This window comes from Micromonospora sp. NPDC050397, from assembly GCF_044901685.1.
Taxonomy (GTDB): Bacteria; Actinomycetota; Actinomycetes; order Mycobacteriales; family Micromonosporaceae; genus Micromonospora_G.
Genome location: NZ_JBJDPS010000002.1, coordinates 701,739 through 714,463, shown reverse-complemented (window position 1 = coordinate 714,463; position 12,725 = coordinate 701,739). Strand labels below are relative to the sequence as shown.

10 protein-coding genes and 1 pseudogene are annotated in these 12,725 nt (G+C 63.7%); 3 read left to right on the top strand and 8 right to left on the bottom strand.

Annotated features, from left to right (window positions below; all coding sequences use genetic code 11):
- Window positions 1-11 precede the first annotated feature (11 nt).
- Window positions 12-311: pseudogene (locus tag ACI2K4_RS09355) on the top strand (IS3 family transposase); the annotation flags it as partial.
- A gap of 213 nt (window positions 312-524) precedes the next feature.
- Here ACI2K4_RS09355 and ACI2K4_RS09350 read toward each other — a convergent pair.
- The 7 genes from ACI2K4_RS09350 to ACI2K4_RS09320 all read right to left on the bottom strand — a co-directional run bounded on the left by ACI2K4_RS09350 (window position 525) and on the right by ACI2K4_RS09320 (window position 8,900).
- On the bottom strand, window positions 525-2,648 hold the full coding sequence (locus ACI2K4_RS09350) for a hypothetical protein (RefSeq protein ID WP_404509964.1): 2,124 nt from the start codon (window positions 2,646-2,648) through the stop codon (window positions 525-527).
- Window positions 2,649-2,730: 82 nt separating this feature from the next.
- Window positions 2,731-4,905: an ATP-binding protein gene (locus ACI2K4_RS09345; RefSeq protein ID WP_404509963.1), complete on the bottom strand. Its 2,175-nt coding sequence runs from the start codon at window positions 4,903-4,905 to the stop codon at window positions 2,731-2,733.
- Window positions 4,902-5,600 carry a hypothetical protein gene (locus ACI2K4_RS09340; protein WP_404509962.1) on the bottom strand — a complete coding sequence of 233 codons (699 nt, stop codon included), beginning with the start codon at window positions 5,598-5,600 and terminating at the stop codon, window positions 4,902-4,904. The genes ACI2K4_RS09345 and ACI2K4_RS09340 overlap by 4 nt, the downstream gene beginning before the upstream one ends.
- A gap of 275 nt (window positions 5,601-5,875) precedes the next feature.
- Entirely contained in the window at window positions 5,876-6,760 is an 885-nt protein-coding gene (locus ACI2K4_RS09335; protein ID WP_404509961.1) for an IS5 family transposase, read from the bottom strand.
- A 221-nt stretch (window positions 6,761-6,981) separates the two neighbouring features.
- Entirely contained in the window at window positions 6,982-7,518 is a 537-nt protein-coding gene (locus tag ACI2K4_RS09330) for a hypothetical protein (protein WP_404509960.1), read from the bottom strand.
- Between the two features lie 558 nt (window positions 7,519-8,076).
- A complete protein-coding gene (locus ACI2K4_RS09325; RefSeq protein ID WP_404509959.1) occupies window positions 8,077-8,538 on the bottom strand; it encodes an SRPBCC domain-containing protein in 462 nt (153 codons plus the stop codon).
- Complete coding sequence (locus ACI2K4_RS09320) at window positions 8,535-8,900, bottom strand: ArsR/SmtB family transcription factor (RefSeq protein WP_404509958.1); 366 nt, start codon at window positions 8,898-8,900, stop codon at window positions 8,535-8,537. Before ACI2K4_RS09320 ends, ACI2K4_RS09325 begins: the two co-directional genes overlap by 4 nt.
- A 617-nt stretch (window positions 8,901-9,517) precedes the next feature.
- Between ACI2K4_RS09320 and ACI2K4_RS09315 the strand changes: the two genes are divergently transcribed.
- Both ACI2K4_RS09315 and ACI2K4_RS09310 read left to right on the top strand, forming a co-directional pair.
- Window positions 9,518-10,579, top strand: coding sequence for a hypothetical protein (locus ACI2K4_RS09315; RefSeq protein ID WP_404509957.1), 1,062 nt, complete (start codon window positions 9,518-9,520; stop codon window positions 10,577-10,579).
- Window positions 10,579-10,800 carry a hypothetical protein gene (locus tag ACI2K4_RS09310; RefSeq protein ID WP_404509956.1) on the top strand — a complete coding sequence of 74 codons (222 nt, stop codon included), beginning with the start codon at window positions 10,579-10,581 and terminating at the stop codon, window positions 10,798-10,800. Before ACI2K4_RS09315 ends, ACI2K4_RS09310 begins: the two co-directional genes overlap by 1 nt.
- Window positions 10,801-10,879: 79 nt before the next feature.
- Here ACI2K4_RS09310 and ACI2K4_RS09305 read toward each other — a convergent pair whose 3' ends face one another.
- On the bottom strand, window positions 10,880-12,721 hold the full coding sequence (locus ACI2K4_RS09305; protein WP_404509955.1) for a DUF262 domain-containing protein: 1,842 nt from the start codon (window positions 12,719-12,721) through the stop codon (window positions 10,880-10,882).
- Between the last annotated feature and the right edge of the window lie 4 nt (window positions 12,722-12,725).

Genomic DNA, 12,725 nt, shown 5'->3' with positions numbered 1-12,725 from the left:
ACGGGGCCCGGGTGTGGCGCCGTGGTCGCCGCGAGAAGAGCGCGGCGCGTGCGGGGACCGCCACATCTCATCTGCCCCGATCACAACGCCGCACAGAGGACCGCCGCGCGTGCGAAGGAGACGACGTGGCGCTGTACCTGAAGTTGCCGGCCCTGCGACTGGGCTTGCTGTCCAACATCCACGAGATTTGGGAGACCTCCGGGCACACCTACGGCGCGGACCGGGTGCACCGGCAGCTGCGCTTTGACGGCGTCCGCGTGGGCGGCAAGCGGGTCGAGCGGTTGATGGCCAGCCAGGGCTGGCAGGGCGCGTTCCTGCGTCGCGGCTGGCGCGGCGGGTCCACCCGGCAGGGCCCGGACGCGACGCCCGCGCCGGATCCGGTCAACCGCGACTTCACCGCGACCGGGCCGAGCCGGCTCTGGGTCGCCGACGCGATCCGCATCCCGTGCGGTCAGGGAGTGTTTTGGCTTGCCGGTCGGACGCCAAGCGAGAATATGCGCGGCGCGGCTCGTCCGGTGGAAAGCCTATCGCATGTCGGAGGGCTTAGTCCGGCTTCCTGGGATCTGAACGGTGATGATGTGGCGGGGGACCGGGTCCTCGTTGATGTCGAACGGGGTGTGGCCGACCAACTCACTCAAGTGCGGGGGTGGGCCGGTCGGGTCGAATGCTTTATGTCGGAGGGCGATGAGGAATCCGATTCGGACGTCTGTAACTTGGTAAGCTGCCGCCTGTTTGAGATAGGCGGTTCTGTCGCTCATGGGAAGCTTGGTTGAGTCGACCTTCATTTCGATGTTGATGGCGAAGCCGTCAAACGTTAGCCGGAGGTCGATTCTTCCGCCGCCAACGTGTGGTTCCTCGAATCTGACGTAAGATCCGAGTTCGCTGCTTGCCAGGAAGTCGTTGAGGTCGAGGTGGATCTTGTCCTCTTTGGCTTCCGGGTCGAACAGGTATGGGCGCAGGTTAGATTGGGCGTTGGTTCTCGTTGTTACGAATCGAATGATGATGCGCAGCAGTTCATTGACGGCTACTCTGACATCGCCGCGGTAATCGGGGCTTGATTGGAGAGCACTGCAGATTGCATCGTAGACGTCGGATTCGGTCAAGCTGAGGCTTTTCCTGCTGGTGGTTCGATCGCTGACTGCGTGCGCCAGCTCGGCGAGAGCGGCAGGATTCCAGGTGCGCAGGTTCCTGACTGCATCCGAGTCGCTCGGGAGGAGCTGGCTAAGTGGTGGCGGCAGCGGCGCATCTGCCGTACCGCCGCGGTCTTTTCCCTGGCCTGCTCCCCCGAGCGCGTGCGTCTGGGCGGCGGCCAGTACCTCGCGGGCCGCCTCAAGCTGCCCGGCCAGGACGAGCCGGTGATTTTCGTCGGTCTCGCGCACGACCTGCTGTTCGAGCGCCTCGGCATGATCGTGAAGATTGCTCAGCAGGCCGGCGGTTCTCGCGAATCCGGTTTCGATGATGGGCTGCACGAGGGTGAGCAGTCCGTCGGCGTCGTCGGGATTGCGGACGACTTGCACTGAACGCGAGCCCATGTAGATCTGCAGGAGGTGGTCCACCAGGACCGCAGCGTGGTAGAAGCTGTCGCGGTCGAGCTCGTCGCGGAGGCGCCCCAGTTCGTCGGCGAAGCGGCTCCAGGCGGCGAGGGCTGCTCGTTTGGGGTCGCCGTACCAGTGGTTCAAGCCGATGGAGGCGACGTTGATCCTGCGGACTTGTTCGGAGAGGGCTGCAAGTGATTCCGGGTCGAGGGCCGGAATCGTGAGCGCTTCGACGTTCGGGGGCCGGTCGCTTGAGTGGCGCAGGAGTGCGATGAGGGTCTCGACGACGCCGAGAAGCGCGCCCGCATCCTCGCGTTCGTAGTTGTCGTGGGCAGTGCTGAGATAGCCGGCTGATGCGCGTAGGTGGCTTGCCATCAGGCGCAGGTCCGATTCGCGCAGCGCGGTAACCAGCTCGATGCCGGCCAGTACCCACGTCGCGTCGGAGCCTATGTCCTCGGGGTCTACGCTGGGGATCGGTGGGCCGGCGGGCTTGTCGAGTCCGGCGACGACACGGACGACTCTGGTCAGTGAGGTAGCGTGCGGCCAGTAGTCGACGGCTGTGCCGACCGCTCGGATGACCGCGGTGGCGAGCGGCTTTGGTAACGGGGTATTGAATCTGCCCAGGAGGGCGAGCAGTTCGTATGGTTGGTCCAGCTGGATGAGGCTCAGTCGGGTGAGTCCTGTGAGGGCGTCGGCTGCTCGTTGGGCAGTACGCGAGTCTGGTTCGTTAATCTTGGTGAAATCTCGTACGATTTGATTGAGTTCGTCGGCCAGGCTGTCGCTGATCTCGGCCACGGCCGCTGGGCAACCGAGCAGGATACTGAGGCTGTCGTTGAAGATGGCGGGCCTAATAGACCGTGTGATCGCCTCAGTGACGGCGCGGATGGCTGCCGCGTAGGCGTCTGGCCGGTTGTCTGGGTTGGCGCTCTCCCGCGCGATGAGCGCTACCAGCGGGACGAGTACAGGGTCGTCGGCTGTGGCGGCGCCGTCCGCGGCGATGCGCTCCCAACCGCCGAGGACGGAGACTGCCTGGGCGCTAGGAGGCTGCCCTCGTGCGGCGGCGAGCAGGCTTCGTAGGTCGTCGGCAAGGGCGGAGGACGTTGTGTTAGTCATACGTCCTCCCGTGCTCAGGCCGGTGTTGGTGCGAAGCCTAGTGCGATCGTGTGGGGCTACCCTAGGAATGTCGGCGTTTCAGTCACCATACGTAGGTGTCGCCTTCGGCCACGATCCGGTTGGCGGTGGGGAGTAGGTCCAGGAGCGGGCCGGCGTTGCGGGTGGCAACGAAAATCTGCATTTCTGCGCCTTGAGCGACGGTTTGCAGTGCTTCCACCATGGTGGCCAGGTCGGCGTCGGGCATTTCTTCTGCGGCAGGTGAGTCCAGTACGAGTAGTCCGGGGTGGCGGCCGATGTCTGCGGCGAAGCCGTGGTTGATGAGGGCGATGGCGGTGGCAATCTTGAGCCGCAGCTTCTCGCCGTCGGTGAGGCTGCTGTAGGTAGTCTTGGCGGCACTCTTGTACATGGACATGCTGGCCGAGCCGTTGAGTTTGATGTCTCGGAGGTTGCCGGCGCCGAAGCTGTCGGCCAGGTTCTCAATCTCGGCGGAGATCCTGGCCAGCAGTGGGTCCTGTTCGTCTTTCACCCATTTCTGCAGGACCTGTTCGGCAGCATCGGCGACGGCGGCCCGTACGGGGTCGACAGGGTCGATGGCGGCCGGGTCGCTCGATTGGTTCAGGGCAGCGAGGGCGCCTTCGGCGCGTGCCAGTGTGAGTTCGAGCGTTCGACGTTGGTCTGCTGCGGTGAGCAGGTTACGTCCGGCTTCGGCTTCCGCGGCGAGGACGTCGCGTTGCGCGGAAATCTCGCGGATCTGTTCCTGCAGCTTCGTGGTGCGTTGCTCGGCCGCAGCGACTGCTGCCGCGGCTGCCTCGATATCGTCAACGGGCTGCTCGCCGGCCGACGCCGAGTCGGGGCCGGGGGACGTGGCTCCTGATACCAGGGCCGCGACCGAGGCGGGTGGCACCGTTGCGGCGACGATGACGTCGGCTTCGAGTGCTTCAAGGTTGAGACGGCTGGTGCAGACCGAGCAGCGGTGGTGGGTGGGCTCGGCGGCTTGCCGTTCGGCGGTGACCTCGGCGGTGCAGCGTGGGCAGACGCTGGGTCGCATCCGGTGAAAGAACTTGGTCGCGAGAGCGGTCTCTTCGTGGGTGTGGGCACGTGCACGCGCGGCTCGAAGCTGCTGGCGGGCGGTGTCGACGAGTTCGGTTTGTGCGAGCAGTCTGGTGTCGAGCTGGTGTACCTGTCGGGAGAGTTCCGAGGCGCGGTTAGCAATTTCCAGCACCGTCTTGAGGTCGGTGTCCTGCGAAGGGAGTTTCGCGAGCTCGTCTTTGGCGTCGTCGACGGCTTGGCTGGCGGTGTCGCGGAGTGCCTTTACCGTCTCGCCGGCGGTTTTGGCCTTCTCGGTCGCTGTTCTCCGCGTGGTCTCCATGCTGCGTTTGGCAGCCGCGGCAGCTGCGTGGGCGGGCACCCAGTCTGTGCCAACGAACATCTGCATCATCCTGATGCCCAGGGTTTGCTCGTTGCCGACGATGGGATCGAGTTGCTTGGCGCGGACGACGAAGGAGCTGGCGTACACCGGCCAGGTGTGGACGACCTCTAACGCCTCGGTCCAGACAGGAATTCGTTCGAGGTGGAGCCGGGGCATCATAAGCGACCCCATGACGCGCTCGAAGCTCGCCTCGTCGAAATCGCCGAGGACAGTTGTTCTGTCAGGTCCGCCGACGTCGCCGAGCTTGAGCACCTGTCCGGCGGCCTTACCGTCACGTGCGTCGAAGGTGACCCTTAGCCGTTCGGGGCCGACCGTCCAGTCGACCTCGACGTGTTCAATCCAGAGTTTGATGTCAGGTTGGAAGCGTGCGCATCTGCCGGTCAGCGACCACATGAGCACGTTAAGGATTGTCGATTTGCCGCGGAGGTTGCGTCCAGAGCCAATGCCGTTGACGCCAGACTGAGGGTGCCACTCGAAGTGGAACGGAACGGGGACGAGCTGGACGGTGTCTTGCTGCTCGCCGTCTCCCTGGGGCGGGTCTTGGGCGGTGGAGTCGTCGTCGAACAGGGAGATCTGGTCGGTGGGCGTGTTCGTGACGATACCGATGGGTTCACGTCCCACGGCGTCCGGATCTGACGGCTTAAGCAGTTTCGTCCCGCGGAAGTGGATGCGGGCGGCGCGTAGCGGGACAGGCACTGCCTTGGTCGCCGTGGTGGGGATGTTGAGGTCCTGCAGGAGGGCGTCGACGTCGGCGGCGTCCATCTGATGTCGCCGGTCGCCTTGCCGCCGGGCGAGGTTCTTGACAATCTCATCAGCGAGGTTGCTCACGCCCGGCCTCCGGCGGCGCTGGCAGCGGTTGTGGTGTGCCTACCGGCGAATCGTTGTCGTACGTGTGGGGCGATGGGGGCGATGTCGAGGCCAAGTTCGGTGCCGGCGTAGGTAGCTTGCTGGTACTGGCGGTCCTTGAGGGTCTGGCCGTTGTCGTCACCGGCGATCATTTTCACCAGCTTCACCTGTTTGGTGTACCAGCTGAGGATGGGCTCACCGGCGAGTTCGACGGCGGCGGAAGCGCCGGCTCGGGTGAGGAAGAACTGGTTGCGCTGGCTCTTGTAGCCGGGTCGGCCGGTGCGTTTCAGGGTGGCGAGTCCGTAGGTTTCCAGCAGGGCGAAGGCGTCGTCGAGCTGCTCGTAGGCGCCGTAGAACCAGCGCGGCATCGGATACCAGCGCAGGTCAGGTTCGGGATCGTTAAGCAGCGACCACGCCACGTCCAGGAAGCTGGCTTGAATTTCTCCTGCTTCGACCAGGGTGACCAGTTCATCGGCGAGGTAGTCGGGGTTGCGCATCCAGAAGTCCATGGCCTGCAGCCGCAGCTCGCTGCGGATGGCTTTCACGGCCTCGGCAGGATCGGCGGGCGTGGCCAGTTCCCCGCAGGCGGCGAGCAGGACGAGCAGTCGGATGGCGTGCTGGGTACGCGTGGCGGGCGGCCGCCCATCAGCTGCGGCTACCTCGATAGTCTCGGCCACCCCGCTCCCATCCCTTCCTTACAGTAAGGTCAGGGTTACCGATGTGGACCATACCGGCAAGCCGAGAGTTGGTCACCAGGGACTGCCTAGATCGATCGGCCATAATTGAGTCGTACGATCGCGGCGACAGGCATTGAGGACACCGGCGAGGCGACAGTCACGTCTCGGCTCTCCCATTGGCTTTGCCTGGGAGTTTGCCCATCCGTCCGATCAACCGAACTTCAACCTGTTACACCGTGCCACTTAGAGGGCGTCTAATTCACGTACTTTGCCTGTTATGCGGGTTTAGCTGTATCGCGAAGTTGGGGTGATTTCGGCGGTGAAGCCGTTTGGTGAGGTTGTCGATCATTGCGAGAGTGATCATGCTGGCGGAGTTGTTGGGTCGGGCTTCGTAGTCGCGCACGAGTCGACGGTGGCGCATAAGCCAGCCGAGGGTGCGTTCGACGACCTATCGGCGTTTGACCACGCTGAATCCTTTGACCTGTGGGTCCTTGATGACGATCTCGACGTCGACGCCGAGTGCGGCGCCGCGTTCGACGACCCTGTTCTTGGAACCCGGCGTCGACCCAGGTTGTGGTCAGGGCGGGGTAGGTGGCGGTGGCCTGGTCGAGTAGGTCCATGCCGATGGTGTTGTCGCTGGCGCTGGCGGCGGTGACGATGACGGCGAGGAGCAGGCCGAGGGTGTCGGTGATGATTCCACGTTTGCGGCCTACGATCTTCTTGCCGGCATCGGTGCCATGGGTGGACAGTGGGATGTTGGTGGAGATCTTCACGCTCTGGCTGTCCATGATGGACGCAGCGGGCTCGCCGGTGCGGCCGTGATGGTCACGCACGAGGCCGGTGAGGTCGTAGTTCAGCTCGGTGAAGATGCCTTCCTTGCTCCATGCAGCGAAGTAGCCGTAGACGGTGCGATACGGCGGGAAGTCGTGGGGCAGATATCGCCAGTCGATGCCGGTGCGGCTGACGTAGAACCGGAACGCCCGGTCGAACTCCCGGTCTCCGGTGAGGATGGCGTTGAAGATTTCGCGCAGGTCGTGGGTGGGGGCGCGGCCACTGACGCCGGCGTCGGTGCGGGCCTGCCGCCAGGCGATCAGGCGGGGCGCGATCAGAGCCCACCGGGCGTCGGACAGGTCGCACGGATACGCTCGCCGTTCAGTCATCAAGGATGAGTATGGCGTTCGGGTGCCGGCTCGACGGACGTCATGTGCGTCGATTCCTGGGCGAAGGTGAATCAGACACGATCGAGGGGATAAATCCTCGATTACAGTCAGGGGTGAGCTGGCCGGGATGCGTTCTTTCCTGGTTGAATCGGGCATCTTGCGATACCGAGATCAAGACGTGAATCGGCTACTACTGACGTGAAGGTGAAACAAACGTCCAGTTAGATGAGCGACATCTGTTCGTGGTCAGACAGGTTGAAGTGAATGACCCGGCCGGGGTCGACGTTCCCGGTGTCGGTGAGTTGGTGGGCTTCGCGGGCGTTGCGGACGTAGATGGGTACCACGGGTGTGAGTCGATGCAGCGAGGCCGGGCTGGGGCGGAGTATGCCGTGCAGCCGGCGGTGCGTGTAGATCGCGATGCCGTACGCGCTGTCGACGGAGGCGCCCTGGGCGTCGAACTCGGCGCGGGTGGCTTGCTTCTTCCACAGCGGCTCGGCTACGGCGTCACGCAGTTCCTGGACCTGCGCGGGCGACAGGTCCGCGCACCACCGGCCCGCCACCAGTTGCTCGTGCTGTTCCTGCCGGAGGCGTTGCTCCTCGGCGACGCGGGCCTGCTCCTGCCGCTGTCGTTCCTCGGCCTCCTGTCGCTGCCGGGCCTGCTCGGCCTCGATCGCCCACTGTCGCTGCTGTTCCTCCCAGCGGGCGGCCCGCTCCGCTTCCCAGGTCTTGGACCGGATGTGGCAGAACCCGAACGGCAATCCCGCAGCTCAGGGGCCAATTGTCACGCTACCAGCCGTACGCCGACGCATGCCCTGACCGGCTCACCGTTGGTCACCCGCCACAGCGCCGCCAGGCTGATCAGATCCGCGAACAGCAACGGCGCTGCAGCCTCGATCGCCCGACCACCACTCCTGAATCATGACGACCAGGGTGGTGACCGCCTGCTCCCGATCCTCCGCCAGCATCGGCACCGTCCTCGGCTCGCGCACCATCACGACCGGTGTACGACGCTTCGTCCCCGACGTGCTCAGAACAACGAAGGCCCCGGCCACACGGGGACGAGAACCTCCGCCGACGCCGCCAACCCCACCAACTCGCAGAGCTTCCTGTCAGCGCGGATGCACTTCCACGCCGAGAGGAGTGCACCCGATCATGAGGCCGATGGACACAAGCGAGGCGTCGCGGTAGTCCCTATTTCCAACGGCGCGTGGCGGAAGTATCGGCTCGGTGGCGGCTACCGTCCGAAGGAACAGCTCGAGCGGGTGCTCACGGCGGCGCTGGACGGCTTCGAGTGTTCGCGCCATGAATACGAGAATCTATGGGCGTGGCGTGAGCATCCTGTCGATGTGGTTGGCCATTCGTACCCACGCGGCGGTCGTCTGGTCGAGGTAATCGGCCCAGGTGGGCTCCATCTCGTGGACCAGGGTGAGCGTGCATCCCGTGCTCGTTGGTTCGATGTCGATGGTGACCACGGAGTGCTCGCCGGGTTCGGGGAGCCAGGTGAACGCCAGGCGCCGGGGGCGGTCTATCTGCAGGTAGGTGCCGGTCGGGCCGGTCTCGTCCTCGTCCCGACTGTCGGTGAAGGTGAACGTCCCGCCGACCCGGGCGTCAATGCTCACGGTGCGCATCTCGGTTCCTGGGGCGGATTCGGCGATCGAGGCGGCCATCCACTGCCGCACGAGCTTGGCGTCGAGCCAGGCGTCGAAGACTGTCTCCGGAGAGACGGTGAAGTCGTGGGTGACACGGGCGACAATCCGCTCGGATGGCTCAGCGGTCATGGGTCGGTCCTCTCCTGTTCGGGTAATTCCGGTTTGCAGTCGGACAGCAGGGCGTCCACCGCGGCGAGGCCCCGGCTCCAGAAGCCGCAGGTCTGGTTGATCCAGTCAGTGACCTGCTTGAGTTGTTCGGGGTTTAGCGAGAGCAGGTGCTCGCGGCCTGACCGGCGGCGCGAGACTAAACCCGCGTGCTCAAGGGTCTGGATGTGCTTCGACACCGAGTTCAGCGAGATCGCGAACGGCTCGGCGAGCGCCGTCACTCTGGCGTCACCCTCGCTAAGCCGTCGCAGGATGGCTCGCCGGGTGGGGTCGGCCAGAGCGTGCAGCACCTTGTCTAGCGCGTCGTCTTCTACCGTAACGTTCATAGCTAAGGGTGAACGTAGTCCACCGGACGTTCACCTTCAAGGGTGAACGACCACCTCGCTCGCCAGACATCGACGAGCCGCCGCACCCTTACGCCAGCGCCTACCCCAAATGCGGACCATGCAGGTACTCCGGCCAGCAGTAACGCACCCGACAACCGCAACGGATACGCCGCCGCCAACCGCCGCGCGAACACTCAACACTGTGCTCCACAACCCTCTCGCCGGAACACGGCCAGAACATGACCATGAGGATTCCGCCAGATCGATGAGGAACCATCACCGACACAACGGTGAGAAACGTCCGCTCAACCCCAGCTCAACCAAGCAGGCTCCGCCATCTTCAACGCGAACCTACACGACGGTAGATCCTGATCAAGGACGCCGCGTCCCACAGGCTGACTCGTCCTCCGATGACTGGAAGGCGACCGCTCTTGCCGCGAACCGATGCGTCGGCAATACTGGGACGGCAGGGATTGAAGTGGCCCGTCCCGGTGCTGCGCCGCCCCGATGGCTGCACCATTCATGGGATATCACACCTCGCTTGGCGATTGATCGGCGTCCGCAACTACGTTGCCGGGCTCTGAGGGGTGGCAGTGCTCGGGAATGGAGTAGCGGCCATGCCTATCCGCGACCACATCAAGTACCTCGCGTTCCAGCGCATGCTGTACACCGGCGAGCCCGAGGCGCACGCTATCTCGGACCTACGTGCCGATCCCGACCGGCTACTGCCTGTTATCTCCTCCGAACGATCCCCCTTTGATGCATCGGTCATGGCGCAACTCGTTCGAGCCGGCGGGTTCTACTGGGCCCACCCCTTTGGAATCAAGGGAGTTTGGTCCGAGCTCGGTAAGACCATCATCGGGCTGGATCACTCCACCATCCTGGGCACGAACGAGCATCACCTGATGGGCGACTTTACCCTGAGAAATTTGCTGCCATACCTACGGTCGGATTTTGAGGTCTCCGGCGTGGAAGGCCTGCGCATAGGATCGGTCGACGGCAGGGGCAGACGGGATCTCCACCTTTTTCAACTGCAGGGGCCGGGACACGTCGTCTTGAGGGCTAGCAAAGGGACTGACTGGGGGCAGATCCTCCGAATCTTTGAGCAAGACATGCACGAGACGGGATCGCGTCCTTTGTGGAATGAGCGGTCTTTGTCGACGGATGAAGCCGATCAAGAGTCTCAATCGCCTCTGTTCCTTAAGAACCGGCGTGACATCGCATGGATTGGCGCCGCCTTGCTGCAGCGGATCAACCTTTTCCACTCGGTGTCGAGAGCCTATACGACCAGTTCGTGGGTGAACGGGGACCGCTGGATCTTCGAGATGGAGGGGTTTCGCGTTTCCGGTCGCGCCCACGACGACTTTTTGGCACATTTGACCAACCGCCATTGGGGCCTTGATCTGCGGACAGAACGCGTTAATTGCCGCTGCGCGGAGCTGGACCGCGAGCGAGCCGTGGAGTGCCGCTTCCAACTGAGCGACGCCGGGACCCGACAGGGATCCCTCGAATTGCGCTTTTGTCGCACAGTCAGGCATCGGGACGTCCATCGTGCCGTATACGAACGCGTGGGCGCCGCCAGGGATTGGCTCGACCGGGTCCTGCCTCTTCGCCACCAGGATGGGCAGTCCGGCGATGTTCAGCGACTTCCGGGCTTCTCCGTGGCGGACGCCAGCTGATGAGCAACGCAGACGCTCTGGCCGAGATCATCGCGACGGCGGGGAGCTCGGGCACCATCGCGCTACTCATCTGGTCAGCACCCAGCATCGCGAGGGCAGCCATCGAAGCGCTTGCGGCCGCCACCGCGCTGTGGCATCCCGACCAGGATCGCCGCATCGAAGCAGGCCGCACGCTACGACAGCTAAGCGGGGATCAACGTTCTTCAGAAGATGGGACATAAGGAGCCATCCACCGACCCACAAACCTGACTCATACCGGGCCTCTGATCGCTCGATCTGGACGTTGGTAGCGGCGTCGATTCAGCCCGGCGGGGCGAGGAGGTCGTTGGGATTCCAGACCTGTTCGGCTATGTGCCGGTATAGCTCGCAGCGCAGTTCGAGGTCGGCGCGATCGAACTTTTCGTGTGCGCGGAACGGTATTCCCGTGTCGGCGATGATTTTCAGGAATCCTGGGTTGTGCTGGTAGCAGTGTGGGTGGAGGGACTTGGCCAGCAGATTCTGGCCGTGGTAGTGGGGTAGCTTTTGATCATAGGGCAGGTCGCCGTAGCTGGCGTTGAAGCTCTTGGGTAATAGTAGCAACCCGCCGATGCGATTGCGATGTTCGGCGAAGTCGCTTGGGTGGCTGAATTCGTCAGCATGGCGTTCGGGGTGGTCTGCCCAGATGTGCTCGATCTCGTGTTTTGTAGAGGTGTGGTTGGCGTATTCGATGTAGCGGGAGGGTAGGCCGCTTCGGGTCTCGATGTGGTCGGTCATGCGGGCCAGCAGTTCGTGTAGGCTGCGGCGGTTCTGCTGGTGCATCTTGAGTCGCGGGTTAGTGGCGAAGGTATCGGTCTCGCGGTCCAAGCGGTCGCGCAGACGCGCGGCGAGGGGGCCGGGCTCCAGACCGCGAATGTCGCGCATGACCAGAAACATGGCGTACTGCATTGTGGAGTAGTCGATGGATCGGGAGTTCCAGACTCTCCAGGCGAGCAGGATGTCGATATACCGGGCCACGAGCCTGATCTTGGTGGTGGCGGTGGTGTTGTCGTCGTCGGGAGTGAGTGGTGCCAGCAGCAGCATATTTTGGAGGGTGAAGCGGTGTGCCGCGTTGAACATGACGTGCTGCAGGCCAGGGGTGGGGTGACGGCTGGCGTCCAGCAGGGTCAGGTACCAGCGGCAGTAGAACTGCAGGTCGCGGTGGACGAAGGTGTAGAAGTCGGTGACGGGTTTACCGATAGCGGCGTGGTTGGCTCCGCGTAGCCACCGATGGAACTCGGTGCCGATGAGATCAAAGTCTTCGGGTCGGGCGCCTTTTTTGCGTTCGCGGATCTTTGTCGCGTACTGGCTGCGCAGCCAGTTTTTGAAGAAATCGGCGTCGACTTCTTTGCCGACGTCGGTGAGCGCGGCGATGCGGTCACGCCAGATGATGGCGGCCTTGTCGCGCTGGTCTTGATCGGTGATGTTGGCCAGCAGGTAGCCCTTGAGCATCCCGGTGGGGCTCAGGTTGAGGCCCCGATCGTTCATTGTCTCGAAGATAGTGTAAGCGTCGTCGTCAGAGTGGGCGGTGATCTCGACGAGGTGCACGTTGTGTAGCAGCCAGTCGACGAAGTACGGCAAGGAGGGGCCGCGCAGGCTGGACGGGAACATCTCCTCGAGATCGTGGAATCGTCGCCAAATGGTGCGGACCGACTCGGAGCGGTCGGTGATGTCGAACGGCTGTCCCTCCCACAGCGCTGTCATGCATTCGCGCCGGTCGTTGTCGTCGTGGTCGGCGCCGATGTTGAAGGTGACCTGTCCGTAGCGCTCCGACATGATCAAGCTGTCGAGCTTTCCCTGGTCGGGGGTGCCGTGAAGGAGCTGGCGCAGCAGCATCAGCAGCAGGGTGAGGCTGGTCAAGCGCTGCTGGCCGTCGACGATGTAGTGCCGGTCCTTTTGGCTGACGATGATGGAGCCAAGGAAGTAGTGCGGGTAGTGCTCGACCTGGCTGCGGTGGTGGGCGGGGTCGTGCTCCAGCAGGAACTTGTTGGTCAGGTCGTCGATCAGCTCGCTGATCTGCTTTTCCTGCCATTCGTACTCACGCTGGTAGTAGTCGATCGAGAACTTGGCTCTATCGAGCAGTTCCCGCACCGTTCGGGCTTTGCCGTCGATCTTTGCCGTGGTCATGGTC